General features: G+C 50.9%; 12 protein-coding genes and 1 other annotated feature. Of the genes, 7 read left to right on the top strand and 5 right to left on the bottom strand.

Annotated elements, in window-relative coordinates:
• Positions 1-63: 63 nt before the first annotated feature.
• Both BGK46_RS12695 and gltB read right to left on the bottom strand, forming a co-directional pair.
• Entirely contained in the window at positions 64-1476 is a 1413-nt protein-coding gene (locus BGK46_RS12695; protein WP_069589790.1) for an FAD-dependent oxidoreductase, read from the bottom strand.
• Positions 1477-1487: 11 nt separating this feature from the next.
• Positions 1488-5954: a glutamate synthase large subunit gene (gene gltB / locus BGK46_RS12690; RefSeq protein ID WP_069589789.1), complete on the bottom strand. Its 4467-nt coding sequence runs from the start codon at positions 5952-5954 to the stop codon at positions 1488-1490.
• A gap of 626 nt (positions 5955-6580) precedes the next feature.
• Between gltB and BGK46_RS12685 the strand changes: the two genes are divergently transcribed.
• The gene (locus BGK46_RS12685) at positions 6581-8359 is read left to right on the top strand and encodes a diguanylate cyclase domain-containing protein (RefSeq protein ID WP_069589787.1); all 1779 of its coding nucleotides are present in this window, start codon (positions 6581-6583) and stop codon (positions 8357-8359) included.
• Between the two features lie 20 nt (positions 8360-8379).
• The gene (arcB, locus tag BGK46_RS12680; protein WP_069589786.1) at positions 8380-10728 is read left to right on the top strand and encodes an aerobic respiration two-component sensor histidine kinase ArcB; all 2349 of its coding nucleotides are present in this window, start codon (positions 8380-8382) and stop codon (positions 10726-10728) included.
• Positions 10729-10792: 64 nt separating this feature from the next.
• Here the strand turns inward: arcB and arcA are convergent, their stop codons facing one another.
• A complete protein-coding gene (gene arcA, locus BGK46_RS12675; protein ID WP_069589785.1) occupies positions 10793-11512 on the bottom strand; it encodes a two-component system response regulator ArcA in 720 nt (239 codons plus the stop codon).
• A 435-nt stretch (positions 11513-11947) separates the two neighbouring features.
• Here arcA and BGK46_RS12670 point away from each other — a divergent pair, with 435 nt between their 5' ends.
• A complete protein-coding gene (locus BGK46_RS12670; RefSeq protein ID WP_069589783.1) occupies positions 11948-12379 on the top strand; it encodes a DUF3293 domain-containing protein in 432 nt (143 codons plus the stop codon).
• A 10-nt stretch (positions 12380-12389) separates the two neighbouring features.
• Positions 12390-12887 carry a putative 4-hydroxy-4-methyl-2-oxoglutarate aldolase gene (locus tag BGK46_RS12665; protein WP_069589782.1) on the top strand — a complete coding sequence of 166 codons (498 nt, stop codon included), beginning with the start codon at positions 12390-12392 and terminating at the stop codon, positions 12885-12887.
• 25 nt (positions 12888-12912) lie between these two features.
• Here the strand turns inward: BGK46_RS12665 and BGK46_RS12660 are convergent, their stop codons facing one another.
• The gene (locus BGK46_RS12660) at positions 12913-13386 is read right to left on the bottom strand and encodes a hypothetical protein (protein WP_069589780.1); all 474 of its coding nucleotides are present in this window, start codon (positions 13384-13386) and stop codon (positions 12913-12915) included.
• A 185-nt stretch (positions 13387-13571) separates the two neighbouring features.
• A complete protein-coding gene (aceK, locus tag BGK46_RS12655) occupies positions 13572-15290 on the bottom strand; it encodes a bifunctional isocitrate dehydrogenase kinase/phosphatase (RefSeq protein ID WP_069589779.1) in 1719 nt (572 codons plus the stop codon).
• 168 nt (positions 15291-15458) lie between these two features.
• Positions 15459-15576 (top strand) — a sequence feature (Thr leader region).
• Between the two features lie 24 nt (positions 15577-15600).
• On the opposite strand from aceK, the gene thrA reads away from it, so the two are divergent.
• The 3 genes from thrA to thrC are packed head-to-tail and all read left to right on the top strand — an operon-like array spanning position 15601 to position 20302.
• The gene (gene thrA, locus BGK46_RS12650; RefSeq protein WP_069589778.1) at positions 15601-18060 is read left to right on the top strand and encodes a bifunctional aspartate kinase/homoserine dehydrogenase I; all 2460 of its coding nucleotides are present in this window, start codon (positions 15601-15603) and stop codon (positions 18058-18060) included.
• A 2-nt stretch (positions 18061-18062) separates the two neighbouring features.
• Positions 18063-19022, top strand: a complete 960-nt coding sequence (thrB, locus tag BGK46_RS12645; RefSeq protein ID WP_069589776.1) for a homoserine kinase — start codon at positions 18063-18065, stop codon at positions 19020-19022.
• Positions 19019-20302: a threonine synthase gene (gene thrC / locus BGK46_RS12640; RefSeq protein WP_069589775.1), complete on the top strand. Its 1284-nt coding sequence runs from the start codon at positions 19019-19021 to the stop codon at positions 20300-20302. The genes thrB and thrC overlap by 4 nt, the downstream gene beginning before the upstream one ends.
• The last annotated feature ends 31 nt before the right edge of the window (positions 20303-20333 follow it).

The raw sequence follows: 20333 nt of genomic DNA, 5'->3' as shown, positions 1-20333 counted from the left end.
GGTTCGTCAGCAATCTGAAGTGCCTCCTTTGAGGCACTTCTATTCAGTCGGGGTGAGAGAGGATCAGACTTCGAGGTAGTCCATGATCCCTTCGGCCGCTTTCCGCCCTTCATCAATGGCGGTGACCACTAAATCTGACCCGCGCACTGCATCACCACCGGCAAAAATTTTCGGGTTGGTGGTTTGATATAAGATGTCCCCTTTGGCTGGCGCTTTGATGCGACCGCGCTCGTCAAGGGCCACATCATAGGGCTCCAGCCACTCCATGGCATGAGGTTGGAAACCGAACGCCATGATCACGGCGTCTGCTTCTAGCACATGCTCACTGCCCTCAATCGGCTCTGGGCGGCGGCGACCTGCAGCATCAGGCTCACCGAGCTGGGTTTTTACCACGGTAACCCCGCGCACGTTGCCGTTTTCGTCGACTTCAATGCCAAGCGGCTGAAGGTTGAACATAAAGTTGACACCTTCCTCACGCGCGTTTTTCACCTCGCGGCGCGAGCCGGGCATATTCGCTTCGTCACGACGGTAGGCACAAGTCACACTGGCGGCTTGTTGACGAATGGAGGTACGGACACAGTCCATCGCCGTATCGCCTCCCCCGAGGACCACCACTCGCTTACCAGCCATATCGATGAAGGGTGGCGCGTCCTTCAGTTCCATCACTTTGTAGGTGTTGGAGACTAAAAATGGCAGTGCATCAAACACACCGGGTGCGTCCTCGTTGGCAAGACCAGCACGCATGTACTTGTACGTCCCGACACCGAGGAAGACCGCATCAAACTCATCAATCAAGGTTTGCATGGCCACATCTTTACCGACTTCGGTGTTGAGACGAAACTCCACGCCCATTTCGGTGAAAATCCGTTGGCGGTTACGCATCACTTCTTTTTCCAGTTTGAATGACGGGATCCCGAAGGTGAGCAAGCCACCAATTTCCGGATAGCGGTCAAACACCACGGGTTTGACGCCATTGCGTACCAACACATCGGCACACGCAAGCCCTGCTGGGCCGGCACCGATTACGGCCACTTTTTTGTCTGTCCACTCAACATGTGACATGTCGGGCTTCCAGCCCATTTCAAACGCTTTATCGGTGATGTACTTTTCGACATTACCGATGGTCACAGCGCCAAAGTCATCATTGAGCGTACAGTCACCTTCGCAAAGCCGGTCTTGAGGACACACGCGGCCACAGACCTCAGGCAGACTATTGGTTTGGTGCGATAGCTCAACGGCCTCTAAGATGCGTCCCTCATTGGCTAGCTTTAGCCATTGTGGAATGTAGTTATGCACGGGGCACTTCCACTCACAATAGGGGTTACCGCAATCTAAGCAGCGATCGGCTTGTGCCGACGCTTCTTTTTCGGTGAACGGCTCGTAGATTTCCACGAACTCTATTTTGCGGGTATCAATCGGCTTTTTTCGCGGGTCGATACGCTGCACATCGATAAACTGATATACGTTCTGGCTCATGGATCCCTCCTTTACTGCGCCTGAACTCGCAGCTCGGCAGCGCTGCGACTCTGGTGGCCTAACAAGGTGCTGATATCAGCGGCTTTAGGTTTGACCAAATAGAAACGGTGTACCCATTGGTCAAAATCAGCCAGCAGTTGTTGTGCACGATCTGAACCTGTCAGCTCTAAATGTTGCGCGATCAGTCCGCGTAAGTGCTCTTGATGAATGGCCAGTGATTCTAGCGACAGCGCTTCAACCAACTCTGGATTGATGCGGCCGTTAAAATCGCCCTCCTCATCGAGCACATAGGCAAAGCCGCCGGTCATTCCAGCGCCAAAGTTGACACCAGTGCGACCTAAAATCGCGACGATACCGCCCGTCATATACTCACAGGCGTTATCTCCTGCGCCTTCGACGATCGCATGGGCCCCTGAGTTACGCACGGCGAACCGTTCGCCTGCTTTCCCTGCCGCAAACAGCTTGCCACCAGTGGCACCATACAGGCAGGTATTGCCCATGATGGTGGACTCATGACTGGCAAAGGCGGATCCCACAGGAGGACGGATCACGATCTCACCGCCACTCATCCCTTTGCCGACATAGTCATTGGCATCGCCGACAAGGGTGATATTAACCCCTGCCGCATTCCACACCCCGAGAGATTGACCCGCTGTGCCTTGCAATTGAATATCCAGAGGATTGGCTGCCATGCCTGTATTGCCATAGCGTTTTGCAATCGCGCCAGAGAGGCTAGCACCGACTGAACGGTCGGTATTGCGTACCGATTTGTAGATGCTGGCTCGTCGGTTAGCGTCAATCGCCTCCCCTAGCTCACTGAGCAAGGCTTGGTTAAGCGGTGCATTATCAAAAGGCGTATTAGGCTCACTACAATATAAGGTTTTGCCCGGCCAGGGTGTGGGCGCCTCTAGAATATGGCTCAAGTCGAGCTTTAGTTGCTTGGCGGTAAAGCCATCAACCGCTTCCAGCAAGTCCGTTCGGCCAATGAGATCGGTGAGCTTTTCGACACCAAGCTCAGCGAGTAGCTCGCGGACTTCTTCGCCTAAGCCTTTAAAGAAGTTCATTACCTGCTCAGGTAAGCCTTTAAAGTAGTCGCGACGAAGCGTGTCATCTTGGGTCGCCACACCGGTTGCACAGTTATTCAGGTGGCAAATACGCAAATATTTACAGCCCAACGCCACCATAGGCGCGGTGCCAAAGCCGAAGCTCTCTGCACCTAAAATGGCGGCCTTTACAATATCGAGGCCAGTTTTGAGGCCGCCATCGACTTGTAAGCGAATTTTGTGGCGTAAGCCATTTTCCACGAGGGCTTGTTGGGTTTCGGCAAGGCCTAATTCCCAAGGGCTACCGGCGTATTTCACGGAGGTCAATGGGCTTGCCCCTGTGCCGCCGTCATACCCTGAAATGGTGATCAGGTCGGCATAGGCTTTTGCCACGCCGGTGGCAATGGTGCCCACGCCCGGTTCGGAGACCAGTTTGACCGATACCAATGCGCTTGGGTTGACCTGCTTTAAATCAAAAATCAGCTGCGCCAAGTCTTCAATCGAGTAGATATCATGGTGTGGCGGTGGCGAAATCAAGGTGACACCGGGGACTGAGAAACGCAATTTGGCGATCTCTGCCGTGACTTTATGGCCGGGCAATTGTCCGCCTTCACCGGGTTTCGCCCCTTGTGCAACTTTGATTTGCAGCACATCGGCATTGGTGAGGTAGTGGGGAGTGACCCCAAAACGGCCCGATGCAATTTGCTTGATTTTGGAGTTACGCTCGCTATTGAAACGGCGTGGGTCTTCCCCCCCTTCACCGGAGTTCGAGTGGCCGCCAAGGCGGTTCATCGCAATGGCTAACGCTTCGTGCGCTTCAGGGCTCAAAGCACCAATAGACATGGCCGCGGAATCAAAGCGTTTAAATAGCTCGGTGGCGGGTTCAATGCGTTCAAGTGGCAATGGTGTATCGGCTTTTTTCAAGCGCATTAGGTCGCGCAAGGTTGCCACCGGACGTTCATTCACCGTTTTCGCGTAGGTTTTGTAGTCCATCGTTTCCCCAGAGCGCACTGCACTTTGCAGATTTTTTACGACATCTGGGTTGTAAGCGTGGTACTCGCCATCGTGGACGTATTTGAGTAACCCACCATGCTCTAGCGGCTTACGTTTAATCCAAGCACGACGAGAAAGGTTGACTAAGTCTTGCTGGAAATCATCAAAGCTCGCCCCTTGAATGCGGCTTGCGACACCTTTAAAGCAAAGCTCTACCACATCGTCATGCAGGCCGACCGCTTCAAACAGCTGCGAACAGCGGTAAGAGGCAATGGTCGATATCCCCATTTTTGACATGATTTTATAGAGGCCCTTGTTGATGCCATTTCTAAAATTCACCATCACATCGCGATAGGGCTTTTTGATTGCGCCAATGTCAACTTGATTGGCTAGCGTTTCGTAGGCGAGATACGGGTAGATAGCCGTGGCACCAAAGCCGAGTAATACGGCAAATTGGTGCGGATCGCGTGCACTCCCGGTTTCAATGATGATGTTGGCATCACAGCGCAAGTTTTCGCGGACCAGACGCTTTTGCACCGCCCCGACTGCCATAGCGGCAGGGATAGGGAGTTTGTCTTTGTTGATGCTACGATCAGACAGAACTACCAGTACCGTGCCATCGCGCACGCAGCGCTCGGCTTGATCGCAAAGATCTAAGATGGCCTGCTGCAGATCTTTCTCGTTCGGATCGTAGTTAATATCGAGAATACTGTTGCGATAATAGGTATCGTCGAGCTCGAGTAACTGCACCATGTCTGAGAATAAGAGTACGGGCGATTTAAACGCGACGCGCTCGGCGTGGCCATCGGTCTCGCAGAAAACGTTCATTTCCCGGCCGATACAGGTGGCCAGTGACATCACGTGGTTTTCACGCAAGGGATCAATGGGTGGGTTGGTAACCTGAGCAAACTTCTGACGGAAGTAGTCACTCACACAGCGGGGACGAGAAGATAATACTGCCATTGGCGTATCATCGCCCATCGAACCGGTCGCCTCTTGACCGATATCCCCTAGCACCTTGACGACTTGCTCGACTTCCTCGTTCGACATCCCAAACAGCTTTTGGTAAACCTTCAGTTGGGTGTCTTGCAAGCTCCGGCTGCCTTCGCTGGCATCATCATCAAGTTCTTCAAACGGGGTCAAGCGACGCACGTGAGCATCGAGCCATTCCCGATAGGGGTGGCGACTTTTCAGTTCATTATCGATTTCCGCTGAGTGCCAAATTTTGCCTTCTCGGGTATCGATCACCAGCAATTCACCCGGGCCAACACGCCCTTTTTCAGCGACCTCATCAGGCGCGTAATCCCAAATGCCAATTTCAGAGGCGAGGGTGATGAATTTATCTTTAGTGACCACATAACGCGCAGGGCGTAAGCCGTTGCGGTCGAGATTACAAGCCGCATAACGGCCGTCAGACATCACAATACCGGCAGGACCATCCCATGGCTCCATGTGCATGGAGTTAAAGTCATAGAATGCACGCAGCTCATCATCCATATCCGGATGGTTTTGCCAAGCAGGCGGCACAAGCAGACGCATGGCGCGGAAGAGATCCATACCACCTGACAAAAACACTTCAAGCATGTTATCGAGGCTCGACGAATCCGACCCTGATTCATTGACAAAAGGCGCGGCCTGATGGAGGTCTGGCAATAAGGGCGAGTTAAATTTGTATGCCCGTGTGCGTGCCCATTGGCGGTTACCTTCAATGGTGTTGATTTCACCATTGTGTGCAAGGTAACGGAACGGTTGAGCGAGCGGCCAGCGTGGTTGCGTGTTAGTACTAAAACGCTGGTGGAATAAACAGATCGAAGACTCGAGGCGTAAATCGGCTAAATCGGTGTAAAAGCGCGGCAAATCTGCCGGCATACACAAGCCTTTGTAGACGATGGTTTGGGTCGACAGACTGGTAATGTAGAAGTCTGTGTCGTCAGCTAACGCTTTTTCTGCGCGGCGGCGAGCAATATACAGGCGACGCTCTAAATCGCGTGCGCGCCAACCGGCTGGGCCATTAATAAAGACTTGTTCGATAACGGGGAGTGACTGCTTGGCGATTTCACCCAGCACGTCAGGGTTGGTTGGTACCGTACGCCAACCAACCACGGAGAGGGTTTCGGCACCAATTTCTTGTTCAAACACCGCGCGGGCGCGCTGCGCCTTCACCGGATCTGTGCTCAGGAACAGCATCCCCACCGCATACAAACGGCTTAGGTTCCATTGGTTTTGTTCGGCAATAAGGCGAAAGAAACGGTCGGGCTTTTGAAGCAATAACCCACAACCGTCCCCGGTTTTGCCATCGGAGTTAATCCCTCCGCGGTGGGTCATGCGATCAAGTGCGGAAATGGCGGTACGAACCAACTTGTGGCTGGGCTCACCTTCTTGATGGGCGATCAAACCAAAACCACAGTTATCCTTTTCCAACATTGGGTTGTACAGCGACATTGCAATTCTCCCTTGCTACTGCGTCACTCGCAGTGATTGCATTTATTGTCGTGATCCTCCTGACCACTCTGAAAGCGTCTAGGACTGTGACAGCTCACCCGTTATGTTGTGTTTTTTTAACGGGAAAATCGCGTGCTTGTAAGTAATTAAATTACTGATTTTCAACGCGATGCCTAGCCTGCCGTATCCAGAAAGCGCTATTCAGCGACCTTTCAAATTAACGGCAAAGCAGTTAAAGGTCAAATTTTATTATGCAGCCTTTATGCACCATGAAGCTTGGTGTGATGTCAATTAAACACCTGATATTTTCAGGTTTTGTGTCAATTTTTTCAGGAATAATAGCTATTCGCGTTTATGCTGTTTTGTTAAATAATTATTAATTTAAGGCCAAATTCGAGCATAAATTCTAACCAACTAAAGAAATAAAGCAGGGTGCGTTTTATGTCTTCAGTTTCATAGCAAGATACGCTGTGATTTGATGTAAAAAAATGACAACTGACAGTAAAAACCTGTGAGGCACGTAGCCATGTATTTTGAGAAAACTGTGGCAAAATAGCGGTTCCATAAGCGGCGCAACGGAAAAAGATGTCGCGAATCAAGGATGGTTGTGATCACACAGGAGCCGCATGGCATTTTTCATTTTATTTACATTTCTTGTTTTAGGTGCGGTGCTTGGCTACGCGTGGCGTGCGCGACAAGAAACCGTCGCGTTAACCCATTGGCGTGTGTATATGGCTGATCTCGATACTCCCCATGCCATTGTTACCGCCGATGAGGGTGACATCTTGTATGCCAATGCTGCCTGTGTGGAGGCATTTTCATTGGTGGACAGCAAAAGCCACTTTAAAACGGCCAATGAGCACCAGCGACAAGCGGTACGTGCCTTTATTGTTGCGCAGCAGTGGCCACGCCCTTTCTCTAATGTCGAAGCTAAGGTCAAAGCACCCGGCGCGAATCGAGTACGCATTGGCGTGCGCTTGTCGGGCTTACCCATTCGTTGTCGGCGTAAAAAAGCATGGTTGGTGTCGCTAGCACCACTGGCGCGCCACGCGCAATGGCAGCTACAGCATCAAGAACATGGTGTTTTGCTTAGCGTGATTAATTCGTTGGCTGAATTGGTTTGCTTTCAAGATGTCGATGGCAATGTGGTGGGAACCAATGCGGCCTTTGACCGCTTTTGGCGAGGCCGCGAGCAAGAGGGCATTATGTGGCATGCCGATCAGCCTTTGTCTGGCTCAAAGACGGTACGTACGTGGGCATCGCAACTAAACGGCGAAAGCTGTTTGCTCGAAACCAACATCACCGCGCTTAAAAATGATCAGCAACAGGTGGTTGGTACCTTGAGCATCAGTCATGATGTGACCGACTGGCACCAAATGCAGCAAAGTTTGCAACGTGAGGTGCATCATCGCCAATCGGCCGAACAAGCGCTTCAGCAACGGAGCAATTTATTGAGCGCGATTTTTAATGCCAGTGTGGATCCGATTGGGATCTTTGATCAGGACTATTACCACCTTGCCTGTAATCAAGCCTATGCCGATGCGCTCGGGGTCTCCATTGAAGCGCTTGAAACCTCTCCAGCGCAAGAGGTCGTCGATGCAGATATTTTTGATCAGCATCGTCAGCGCGATCAGCATGTACTGGATACTGGGGAAACCGTGACCTATGAAGATGTGATTTGGCGGCCCAGCGGCGAGCAAACTTGGTTTGAAGTGACTAAATCGCGTATTGATGATCCGGTGACTGACAGCTTTGCAGTACTGGTGATGGCACGCGATATCACCGAACGTAAGCACACCCAACAACAGCTAGCGGATGCGATCATGTCATTCCAAGAAATGAGCTTCGTGGATAGTTTGACTCAAGTGGCGAATCGACGCAGCTTTGATGAGCAACTGCGCAAGTTGTGGCGCTCACACGCCCGTGAACAAACGCCGCTTGCCTTGATTCTCTGTGACATCGACCATTTCAAACTTTACAACGATAATTACGGTCATCAACAAGGCGACTGGGCCTTGCAGCAAGTGGCGAACGCTTTTAAGTCGGCGATTAATCGACCACTTGATGCGGTCGCGCGTTATGGGGGAGAGGAATTTGCTATTGTATTGCCTCACACTGAGCTTGATGGGGCCGCCTTAGTTGCCGAGCGGGCAAGAGCTGCGTTGGCCGAGCGTGAAATCGCGCATCAGTATTCGCCGGTCGCAGCGGTGATGACCGCGAGTCTCGGCGTTGCGTGTATGATCCCCTCACCCGAAGGGGATTATGGAGAGCTTATCCATCAAGCCGACTTAGCCATGTACCAGGCGAAGCGACTCGGGCGTAATCAAGTCAGCTTAATGGGACCAACGTCTTGCGTCACAGAAAATGATGCGCCGCGCCCTGAGCCTGAACACTTCCACTCTTAACTGGCGTGTAGTAAGCCTTTATGAAACAACTCAAAGTATTAGCGCAGTATTATGTTGATTTGCTGGTCAAGCTGGGCATTGTCCGCTTCAGCATGTTACTCGCGCTAGCGCTTGTGGCACTGGCCGTGGTGGTGCAAGTGGGCATCACCTTGGTGCTGGAAGGCACGGTGCAAAATATCGACATTATCCGCTCGATTTTCTTCGGCCTGGTGATTACCCCTTGGGCGGTTTATTTTTTGTCCGTGGTGGTGGATCAGCTGGAAGAATCGCGGCAGCGCTTATCTAAGCTGGTGTCTAAATTGGAAGAGATGCGTGCGCGAGACATGCGTCTTAACCGGCAGTTGACCGAAAATATTGAGCAACTGAATTTAGAAATCGAAGAGCGTAAAAAAGCTGAGAGTGCGCGCCAAGAGGCGATCAAGGATCTAGAAAACGAGGTGTATCAGCGGGAAAAAGCTCAGCTAGAGCTGGCCGAGCAAACCGCATTGCTGCGCTCGTTTATTGATGCGTCGCCGGATCTGATTTATTACCGCAATGCCAAGGGGCAGTTCTCTGGTTGTAACCGCGCGATGGAAGAGCTGACCGGCTATAAAGAGAAGGCGCTGAAGGGCCTGACGCCGTGGGATGTCTATCGCGAGGATATTGCCGCTAAAGTGGTAGAGACCGATCAGCAAGTCTTTGATAACAATGTCTCCATTACCTACGAGCAATGGCTTGAGTATCAAGATGGACGCAAGGCCTATTTTGAACTGCGCAAAGTCCCTTTCTTTGCGCGAGACGGGCGTCATCTGGGACTGCTTGGCTTTGGCCGTGAAATCACCGAACGCAAGCGTTATCAAGATGCATTGGAGAAAGCGAGCCGAGATAAAACCGCCTTTATCTCCACCATTAGTCACGAGCTGCGCACACCGCTGAATGGGATTGTCGGATTGAGCCGCATGCTATTGGACTCGCCGCTGGATGATGATCAACGCAATTACTTACGTACCATTTACGTCAGTGCCATCACCTTGGGTAATATTTTCAACGATATTATCGATTTAGATAAATCCGATCGAAACCGACTGTCCTTGTACCCCACCAGCATCGATCTGCGTGAATTTGTTACTGAGATTGAAAACATCTCTGGCCTGATGGCGGAGCAAAAAGGGCTGCGGTTTGAACTTGAACGGGTGACAGACTTGCCGGAATTTGTCGCCGTGGATGCGACACGATTACGTCAAATTTTGTGGAATCTGGTCGGGAATGCCGTCAAATTCACCAAGCAAGGCTGTGTGATCATCACTGTTAGTGCAGATGTGGAAGATGACCACGCGCATCTTTGCTTTGAAGTCGAAGACAGCGGGGTCGGGATCCCTGCAGATGAGCAAGATAAAATTTTTGCCATGTACTATCAGGTAAAACAAGGCGAAGAAAACTTGCATGCTGTGGGAACAGGGATTGGACTCGCCGTGTCTCGCCAGTTAGCGCGTATGATGGGAGGCGACATTACCGTCGATAGCGAAGAAGGTGAAGGGAGTACCTTTACCGTCACGGTTTCCGTGCCTTTGAGTGAGCCTGCGGATGATGAGGTCCAACTGCCCACGCGCAGTGATAGCCGCTTGCGAATTTTGCTCGTCGAAGACATTGAGCTAAACATCACGGTCGCTACCAATTTATTGGAAAGTCTAGGCCATGAGGTGACCGTTGCTCGAGATGGTCAGTCGGCGCTAAACACCTTTATGCCCGGAGCGTTTGATTTATTGCTGTTAGATATTCAATTACCGGATATGACCGGCTTTGATATTGCCGCAACATTACGCGAAACACAGTCGAGCTTACCACCACTTGTCGCATTAACCGCCAATGTGATCAAAGACAAAGGAGAGTACATCGACAAAGGCATGGATGATGCAATCAGCAAGCCGATCAGTGTCGCGGCACTTAGCCAGGTAATTGAGCGTTATGCGTTAGCGGAGGGGCAAGAAGCGGTGACTGACGAGAGTGCGTCGACGCGGCCAGTCGCAAGCGAGCAAGCGGAAAAGCTGTTGGATATGGACATGCTCACCGGCTATGTCGAGCTGGTTGGCACCGAGCCTGTGCGAAAAAGCATTGAAATGTTTGAACAATTGATGCCTGAATACATCGCGATTCTTGACTCGAATATGACCGCACGCGACCAAGATGGCATTGTGTCGGAAGCGCATAAAATTAAAGGTGCGGCAGGCTCAGTGGGCTTAAAGCATGTGCAAAAAGTGGCTCAAAAAGCGCAGTCTCCCGAGTTACCTGCGTGGTGGGAGAATATTGCCGATTGGGTTGATGAAATTAAAGTAGGCTATCAGCACGATCTGACGGTGTTAAAAGCATGGTTAGATGAGCAATCCTCCTAAACGCCACCAACAAGCTAAACAAAAAAGGCGCCATCAGGCGCCTTATTCATATTGGGTGTGCAGCTTATTGATCTTCGAGCTCACCGCAGAAGCGATAGCCTTCACCGTGAATGGTGGCAATGATCTCTGGGGTGTCGCTGTGTGATTCGAAGTGCTTACGAATACGACGAATTGTGACATCCACAGTACGGTCATGCGGCTTTAGCTCGCGACCTGTCATCTTTTTCAACAGCTCAGCACGGGTCTGGATTTTGCCTGGGTTTTCACAGAAGTGCAGCAGGGCACGAAACTCTGAACGTGGCAATTTGAACGACTCGCCTTCAGGATTAATCAAAGAGCGACTGTTGATATCAAGAACCCAACCATTGAACACATACTGTTCAACGTTGCGTTTTTCTTCACCACCGTTCACGCTACTCATTGCACGGGTTAACAAGTTACGTGCACGAATGGTCAGTTCACGAGGGTTAAATGGCTTGGTAATGTAGTCATCGGCACCAATTTCCAGCCCTAGGATTTTGTCGACCTCGTTGTCACGGCCCGTCAAGAACATCAATGCCATGTCTCCTTGTTCGCGCAATTCACGCGCGAGCAGTAAGCCGTTTTTACCGGGCAAGTTGATGTCCATGATCACCAAGTGCACTTGATGATTGGATAGGACTTGATGCATCTCGTCGCCATCGCTGGCTTCAAAGACATTGTAACCTTCCGCTTCAAAGATACTTTTCAGCGTGTTACGTGTGACTTGTTCATCTTCTACAATCAGAATTTGCGGGGTTTGCATTGGCGATACCTAATATCTAAATAGAATCCGGTTGCGCTTCACAGTCTAGTTCCACTAGCCCATGAAAAAAATTTACAAAATTGCGAGAGGATGCCTTCCGCGAACCTCGCAATCAACATATGGCACGCCATCCATAGAGAGGTGTGTGTCGATGCTAGACAACGCACCGTGTGTTCCAGTTGAGGCGGGGCGTTATCGGCCCTCGTAAGCCTCAGAGGCAATCACTGTTACATCCATTGATTGCCGCTAATTGTATTCATTTAACAGCGCGCTAACAATATATTACGGTGAACGTTGATGATTTTTTTCATCCTTTATTGACCCCAATCAAAAGCATCTTTGTTGGTGATTAGGGTCAACTTCCCGTTTAACTTTATGAATACTAGCGCATAATTAGCAATTAAGCATAATGTTAGTAACGAACAGGTGTAAATAATGTGTGATCAGAATAACGCCAGCGATTTGTGGAAAACTTACCAGCAGATCGCATTTCGGGCACCCCAAGCACCCAGTGTCCGCTCTTTTGCCATTCTTACCGCATTTAACCCTCGTAGCCAACCTTTATCTGAGAAAGAGAATCAATTGCGTAATCGTCAGCTCGAGGATGAGATGGAGAAAGCGGGGATTCGTTATTGGGCAATGAATGGTGGGGCGCCTGATGGCAGCTGGTTTGAGCCGGGTTTTGCCGTTGCCCTGACTCAAGACGAAGCGATTGCATTAGCGAAAACATGGCAGCAAAACGCGATTTATTGGGTGGAGGACGATACATTATGGTTACTGCCTGCACTGATGACAGATTTTGCGCCGCAGTCACTAGGCGTGACGTTTTCATCACTGCTGGCGTTGACAGACTCATCAATGGACTAAGGAGAGCATCATGGACGATAGACTACCTGATTTATGCGACAACCACCCAGATGCTGTGCGTTGGTTACCCATTCAGTGGCAAGATTTTGGCGCGGTGAGCGGCTTTGAAGGACGGATACGTACTGTCCGCTGTTATCACGATAACTCCAAAGTGAAAGCGCTTCTCGCAACGCCCGGCCAAGGTCAGGTTTTAGTGGTTGATGGCGGCGGCGCGATGGATCGTGCGCTATTGGGCGATATGATCGGAAAAAGTGCGGTCGACAATGGCTGGGCAGGGGTGGTGATTGCCGCGCCAGTGAGAGATGTGGCAACTCTCGCCACCTTGCCTATTGGCATTAAAGCACTCGGCGTCTGTCCGATTAAAACCCAAAAACGGGACTGGGGAGAGGTAGATGTGGTGCTAACGCTAGAAGGGGTGTTAGTGACCCCGGGTGATTACCTGTATGCTGACAAAAACGGTGTGCTGGTTTGCGCGCAGCCCTTGAACACAGTCAGCGACGTGGATTAAGCATTCACGCCGTCGTTACACGTTGTTAAAAGCGTAACCCGACGCCGAGTTGGTAAATAGACTCAGTGTCTTTTTCAGGATCAAACTCCACATCTAGCCCGGCATTGACATCGAAAGAGTCACTCAATTGGTAGCGGCTACTGACTCCCCATTGGTTAACGCTTTTATCACGTTGGTAGCCGTGGCTCAGTTGGCTTGAAACATGTAACTTGTCGGTAAATCGGTACTCAATGCCGCTGAGTAAGCCGCGTTGCGTGGGGGCTGTCTGGGTTTCGCTTTTCATTTGCGTGCCAAGGTAAACGGAGAGATTACTCAAGGGGTAGCGATAGCCTGACTCTATGGTCCAGCTATCAAATCCGTCTCCGGCCGAGGGCATCGACTGGATAAAAAAGCGATTGGAGTCGGCTATCGTCTCGGTCTCGAACGATAGCATTTGCTCGCCAAATGCAGGGGTTGCCACTAAATGCAAGGCGAGTGCGAACAATCCGAATTGTTTCACTCTAGGTTCCTTTGCGTTGTTATTTTTGTCGGTTTCGTCACCGCTGATGATCAGTGTAGACAATAAAGTGTGCGCGGTCGCAACTTTGTCTAAAAAAACGTCATGCTATTGACGTACCTGATAAGCGCCAGCGTGTGATGACGACGATAAAACAACAAGCAAAATTGACGCCAGGTTAAGCGTGTTTAGGCTTTGACTAACTGAAGCGCATCGCTGTAGGGGCGCACATCATGGAAGTAGCCCTCTTGAACCTGATGCTGCAGTTGCTGCCAAAATTCGGCCTCAAAAAGTTCGGGGTGCAGGCGCTCAAACTCATCACGTAGCGAAGGGTTGACCAACAAAAAGGTACGAAACTCTTCGGGAAACACATCATTTTCTCCCACGCTGTACCAAGGCTCTGCGGCTAGCTCATCTTCTGGATAACGCGGTGGCGGTATACGACGGAAATTGACCTCAGTGAGATAGGCGATTTCATCATAATCATAGAAAATCACCCGATTATGACGGCTGACGCCAAAGTTTTTAAACAACATGTCACCGGCAAAAATATTGGCAGCTGCGAGCTCTTTGAGGGCATCACCGTACTCTTGCACTGCTTGGGTTAAGGCGTCAGGACTGGCTTGCTCGAGGTAAATATTTAGCGGGATCATCCGCCGCTCCATATATAAATGGCGGATCCGTACTTCTGTGTCAGTGACGGACACACATGAAGGCGCCACGTTTAGCAATTCGTCAATCAGTGCATCGCTGAAACGGTGACGAGGAAAGATAAAGTTCCGATACTCCTGCGTGTCGGCCATGCGTCCCACCCGATCGTGCTCTTTAACGAGGCGGTATTTCTCGCGCACTTGGGCGTGCGTCATTTGTTTTTGCGGTGCGAATTTGTCTTTGATGATCTTAAACACAAAGCCGTATGAGGGCAGCGTGAACACCGACATCACCATCCCTTTGATCCCCGGCGCGATATCAAATAAGTCATCAGAATTATCCAAATGATAGAGAAATTCGCGGTATAGCTCGGTTTTACCATGTTTTTGACAGCCGATCGCGGTGTAGAGCTCTGCTGGGGTTTTATTGGGCATTAATTGATTGAGAAAGTCGACTAAAGCCGCTGGGACGGGGGCATACACCATAAAATAAGAGCGCGCGAAACCAAATACGATACTCACATCGTCGCTATCGGTAATACATGCATCAATATACAGCTCGCCGTCATCTGAGATAAGCAAGGGCAGCACGAGGGGGCGACGTTGGTTCGCCATATCCAGACGGCCAATTAAGTACGCTCCTTTATTGCGAAAAAACGGCTGACGCACCATTTCAATGGTGAAGCTCATGGTTAACTGTGGGCCAAAGCGTTGCTGAAGGATTTGCGTAATGCGCTTAAGATCGCCACTTTTATCTCGCCAAGGCAGGGTAAAGGGAGTGCTGTCTAGCATACGCTCTAGCGTGGCATAAATGCCAGCTTGCGATTGAAAGCGTCGCAACAAGGGCGTTGGATACTTGGGAATGCGTCCGCCTTGCGAACTTTGTACAAACAGTTTGTCACGACGAATATTTCGGTGTTCGAAAATACGACAATACACCGAATTGAAAAAACTCTCAGCGATATCGTAGCGCGGGTAATCATCAAGGAGTTTGATGTAGGCTGCTTTCACAGCCATCAAAAAGGAGCGTGTGGCGTGTTCTTTGCCCAGCATAGCGCGCAGTTGCTGACTCACTAAGCCGACATGGTGATCGTAAAATTGAATACGCGTTTTCAGTGCTTGCTGCACGCTTTTCCAATCTTGCTGCTCAAAGCGCTCTTGAGCGCCTGACGTCACATCTAAGAAGCGACCATACATGGCATCCGAGCCTTGTAATATCGTATTTGCGACTAATTGCGCCATGGCGTCCTGTGTCATTCGCGTTCCCTGCTTCCATGCCGTTCTTGTTCTCTTCAACCTCTCAGAGTTTTGGCGAAAAAGCAATCAGTGTCACTTTTTTGTTGACCTTGGCGGCATGATTCGATACACCTAAATAGAACTCAACAAAACAAACGATAAACGCAACACACATGCAACTGACGATCAGCACCCTTACCACCACAACAACCACCATTATTACTGGCACAATGTGTGTTGGTGCGGGCTGATACGCACAGAATTTCCAAAAAAAGCCCGTACCCTCACCGGTACGGGCTTTTTTTTATCTTAAGAGAGAGGTCCCAAACGGATGCGAGTTTTAAAATTTGGTGGCACATCGCTTGCTGATGCAGAGCGATTCAGTCGTGCCGCTGACATCATTGTTAGCAATCAGGGTCAGAGTGACGTCTCTGCTGTTTTGTCCGCCCCAGCGCGTGTTACCAATATTCTGGTGTCCGTGGTGGATAATACGGTTAAACATGGAGAGGCTGAGCTGCCACTCAAAGAGCTAGAAACCATTTTCACCGCGCTGTTCCAAGGCCTTGCCGAACGCCAGCCCAATCTCGATACCCAACCTTTGTTCGATAAGCTTTCTCGCAGTCTCGGACAACTACGCCAATACGTGCACGGTATGAACCTGCTAGGGCTTTGTCCGGACAGCACCTATGCGCGCGTGGTGAGCAAGGGGGAACGTTTGTCCGTAGCGGCCATGCAAGCGCTGTTAGTGGCGCGTGGCTATCAAGTCTTTGAGATTGATCCGGTCAGTTATTTTGCCGCTTCTGGCAGTTACCTGAGTGCTGAAGTCGACATTGAAACCTCCTCGCAACGCTTTAAACAGTCTCCCATTCCCGCTAATCATGTTGGCTTGATGCCAGGCTTTATGGCCGGCAATGAGCAAGGGGAGCTGGTGACCTTGGGACGCAATGGCTCCGATTATTCTGCTGCGGTACTGGCCGCTTGTGTCCGTGCAGAGTGCTGCGAAATCTGGACGGATGTCGATGGTGTCTATAACTGCGATCCCCGCTTGGTGCCAGACGCGCGTTTGCTGAAGTCGCTGAGTTATCAAGAAGCGATGGAGCTGTCGTACTTTGGTGCTAAGGTGCTCCACCCTAAAACCATCGCCCCTATTGCTCGCTTCCATATCCCTTGTTTGATTAAAAATACGGCCAATCCTCAAGGCGCAGGTACCTTGATTGGCGATGATACTGGTGAGGATAAGCTTGCCATTAAAGGGATCACCACGCTTAGCGATCTGAGTATGGTCAATATCTCTGGTCCGGGGATGAAGGGAATGGTTGGTATGGCTTCACGTATGTTTGGCGCCATGTCATCCGCGGGCGTTTCCATCGTGCTGATCACCCAATCGTCGTCGGAGTACAGCATTAGCTTTTGTATTCAAGCGCAGGATAAAGTGAGAGCTGAGAAGGCGTTGCGGACCCACTTTGAACTTGAGCTTAAAGATGGTTTGCTTGAGCCTGTCGAGTTTATCGATCACCTATCGATTGTCTCCTTGGTGGGGGATGGTATGCGCACTTCGAAAGGAATTGCGGCGCGCTTTTTCACCTCGCTAGCGGAAGTGAATGTCAATATCGTCGCCATTGCTCAAGGTTCATCAGAGCGTGCTATCTCGGCGGTTGTCCCCTCAGAGCGTGTCTCGGAAGCGGTGAAAGCCTGCCATGAAAACTTGTTTAACAGCCAACATCACCTCGATGTGTTTATCGTCGGTGTGGGCGGTGTCGGTGGCGAGTTGATTGAGCAAATTCGCCGTCAACAAGCGAAGCTGCAGCAGCAAGGCATTGTGATGCGTGTCTGTGGACTGGCAAATAGTAAAGGCATGTGGCTGAACAGCCAAGGCATTAACCTAGATAGCTGGCGTGATGAGCTGCCTAATCACCTTTCACCGTTTAGCCTTGCCGGTATGATTCAGTTGGTGCAGCGAAATCATATCATCAACCCAGTATTGATTGACTGCACAGCAGAGCAACAAGTCGCGGATCAGTATGCAGACTTCTTACGTGCGGGCTTCCATGTGATCACGCCTAACAAAAAAGCCAATACCAGTAGCATGGCTTATTACCAACAGCTGCGTCAGGCGGCGCGCGCGACACATCGTAAGTTTATGTATGAAACCACGGTGGGGGCTGGCTTGCCCGTCATTGAAAACCTGCAAAACCTGATTGCTGCGGGGGACGAGTTATCACGATTTTCTGGGATCTTGTCGGGGTCGCTATCACACATTTTTGGCAAGTTAGATGAAGGCGTAAGCTTTAGTGATGCCACCAAGGTTGCGCGTGACAGTGGCTTCACCGAGCCCGATCCACGTGACGATCTATCTGGCATGGATGTGGCGCGTAAATTGTTAATATTGGCACGAGAAGCTGGCATGCATTTAGAGCTGGAAGATGTCGAAGTTGAGCCCGCGTTGCCGCCAGGCTTTGATCAATCGGGTGATGTGGAGTCCTTTATGGCACGCTTGCCGGAGGCGGATGCTTACTTTAAGCAATGGTCAGAGCAAGCGGCTCAAGAGGGCAAGGTGCTGCGCTATATCGGCGGTATTGAAGACGGTCAATGCTTCGTGAAAATTCAAGCCGTAGACAGTGACGATCCGATGCACAAAATTAAAGATGGCGAAAATGCACTCGCCTTTTACAGCCGCTATTATCAGCCGATTCCATTGGTCTTGCGCGGATATGGAGCAGGCACCGCCGTAACGGCGGCAGGGGTGTTCGCTGATTTGATGCGCACCTTGGGTTGGAAGCTAGGAGTGTAGTGATGACAGTACGCGTTTACGCACCCGCTTCAATTGGTAATGTGAGTGTGGGTTTTGATGTGTTAGGTGCAGCGGTCAGCCCTATCGATGGCAGTTTGCTGGGGGATGTTGTTGAAGTGAAGGCGGGCAGCGACCGCCCCTTTTCGCTGCGCTGTGAAGGGCGATTTACCGACAAGCTTCCTGCTGATGAAAAGGACAATATTGTCTATCAGGCCTACCAAGCGTATGCACATGCGCTGCAGGGTCAAGGGATCGCGGTAAAACCGGTGGCGATGTTGCTGGAAAAGAATATGCCTATCGGCTCCGGATTGGGATCCAGTGCGTGTTCGATTGTTGCAGCACTTGATGCGTTAAACCGCTTTCACGGTAACCCACTGGATGAAACCACCATGCTAGCGCTAATGGGGAAGATGGAAGCAAGTATTTCGGGCAGCTTACACTATGACAACGTGGCGCCTTGCTACTTAGGTGGCTTGCAACTGATGCTGGAAAGCCAAGGTGTGATCAGCCAAGCCGTACCACATTTTGACAACTGGTATTGGGTGATGGCTTACCCCGGGATTAAAGTCTCGACTGCAGAAGCACGCACTATCTTGCCCGCACAGTATCGCCGTCAAGATGTCATTGCCCACGGGCGATATTTAGGCGGCTTTATTCACGCGTGTCACACTCAACAACCTGCTCTGGCGGCGAGATTGATTTGTGATGTGATTGCAGAGCCCTATCGGCAAAAACTGTTGCCGGGCTTTGTTGAAGCGCGAGCGTATGCGGACAGCTGTGGCGCACTTGCGACAGGGATTTCAGGCTCTGGGCCGACCTTGTTTAGCATCTGTGATGATTTACAGGTTGCCGAGCGACTCGCACAATGGCTGCGCGAGCACTACGTACAAAATAATGATGGCTTTGTTCATGTATGTCGCATTGATGGACAGGGCGCAAAAGAAATAGGAAGTCAGGCATGAAGCTTTACAACATCAAAGATCACAGTGAAACCGTGTCGTTCGCGCAAGCGGTCAAACAAGGATTGGGGCGTGGACAAGGGCTATTTTTCCCCGAGCACATACCGCAATTTGAGGATATCGATGCTTTGCTGTCGATGCCACTGGTAGAGCGTAGCACTGAGATCCTCTCGGCCTTGATTGGCGACGAACTGCCAAAAAGCCAAATCCACGAGCTGGTGGCGCAGGCGTTTACCTTTGAGGCACCACTCAAATCTGTTACTGAGCGCATTCATGCGTTAGAACTTTTCCATGGGCCAACGCTCGCCTTCAAAGATTTTGGTGGTCGTTTTATGGCGCAATCTCTCGCGGTAGTGTCAGACGGCAACAAGATCACGATTCTCACCGCCACATCAGGCGATACCGGTGCCGCCGTTGCTCATGCGTTTTATGGCATTGAAAACATCAACGTGGTGATTTTGTATCCGAAAGGCAAAATTAGCCCACTGCAAGAAAAGCTGTTTTGTACCCTCGGCGGCAATATTCACACCGTGGCAGTGAACGGCACATTTGACGACTGCCAGACGATGGTGAAGCAAGCCTTTGATGATCAAGAGCTGCGTCAAACCATTGGCTTAAACTCAGCAAACTCAATCAATATCAGCCGGCTGATGGCGCAAATTTGCTACTATTTTGAAGCACTTGCGCAGATCCCTCAGCACAAGCGAGACCAAGTGGTTGTCGCGGTACCCAGTGGTAACTTTGGCAACCTGACAGCGGGCTTGCTGGCCAAGGCGATGGGGCTGCCGATTAAACGCTTTATCGCTGCCACCAATGCCAATGATACGGTGCCACGCTATTTAGCCTCCGGGCAGTGGCAGCCGCAGACCACAGTCGCAACTTTATCGAATGCGATGGATGTCAGTCAGCCGAACAACTGGCCGCGTATCGAAGAGCTTTTCCGCCGTGAAGGGTGGGCGCTGAGCGAATTGGCATCAGGACGCGCAGACGATGCGCAAACCGCAGAGAGTTTGACGCAGCTTGCTGAGCAAGACTATTTATGCGAACCGCATGGAGCCATTGCCTATCGCTTGTTAGCGCAACAGCTTAGCGAGGAAGAAGAGGGGATTTTCTTGTGTACCGCGCATCCGGCCAAGTTTAAAGAGTCGGTCGATGCGATTTTACACAAGGATATTCCGCTGCCAGGGCCATTGGCAAAACATGCGCAGATGGATTTATTGTCGAGTGAGCAAGAGGCCGACTTCTCGGTCTTAAGAGCGTACCTGCTTAATTTGAGCGCTTAACCAAAAACAGCCCGCCAAAGCGGGCTGTTTC

It is taken from the genome of Salinivibrio sp. SS2, from assembly GCF_001722075.1.
Taxonomy (GTDB): domain Bacteria; phylum Pseudomonadota; class Gammaproteobacteria; order Enterobacterales; family Vibrionaceae; genus Salinivibrio; species Salinivibrio proteolyticus.
The sequence above is the reverse complement of the archived record's forward strand: the minus strand, read 5'-3'. Positions and strand labels throughout refer to the sequence as shown.

Coding starts and splice junctions, on each gene's coding strand:
- BGK46_RS12695 (WP_069589790.1), bottom strand. CDS start 1,476: ATGAGCCAGAACGTATATCAGTTTATCGATGTGCAGCGTATCGACCCG.
- gltB (WP_069589789.1), bottom strand. CDS start 5,954: ATGTCGCTGTACAACCCAATGTTGGAAAAGGATAACTGTGGTTTTGGT.
- BGK46_RS12685 (WP_069589787.1), top strand. CDS start 6,581: ATGGCATTTTTCATTTTATTTACATTTCTTGTTTTAGGTGCGGTGCTT.
- arcB (WP_069589786.1), top strand. CDS start 8,380: ATGAAACAACTCAAAGTATTAGCGCAGTATTATGTTGATTTGCTGGTC.
- arcA (WP_069589785.1), bottom strand. CDS start 11,512: ATGCAAACCCCGCAAATTCTGATTGTAGAAGATGAACAAGTCACACGT.
- BGK46_RS12670 (WP_069589783.1), top strand. CDS start 11,948: ATGTGTGATCAGAATAACGCCAGCGATTTGTGGAAAACTTACCAGCAG.
- BGK46_RS12665 (WP_069589782.1), top strand. CDS start 12,390: ATGGACGATAGACTACCTGATTTATGCGACAACCACCCAGATGCTGTG.
- aceK (WP_069589779.1), bottom strand. CDS start 15,290: ATGACACAGGACGCCATGGCGCAATTAGTCGCAAATACGATATTACAA.
- thrA (WP_069589778.1), top strand. CDS start 15,601: ATGCGAGTTTTAAAATTTGGTGGCACATCGCTTGCTGATGCAGAGCGA.
- thrB (WP_069589776.1), top strand. CDS start 18,063: ATGACAGTACGCGTTTACGCACCCGCTTCAATTGGTAATGTGAGTGTG.
- thrC (WP_069589775.1), top strand. CDS start 19,019: ATGAAGCTTTACAACATCAAAGATCACAGTGAAACCGTGTCGTTCGCG.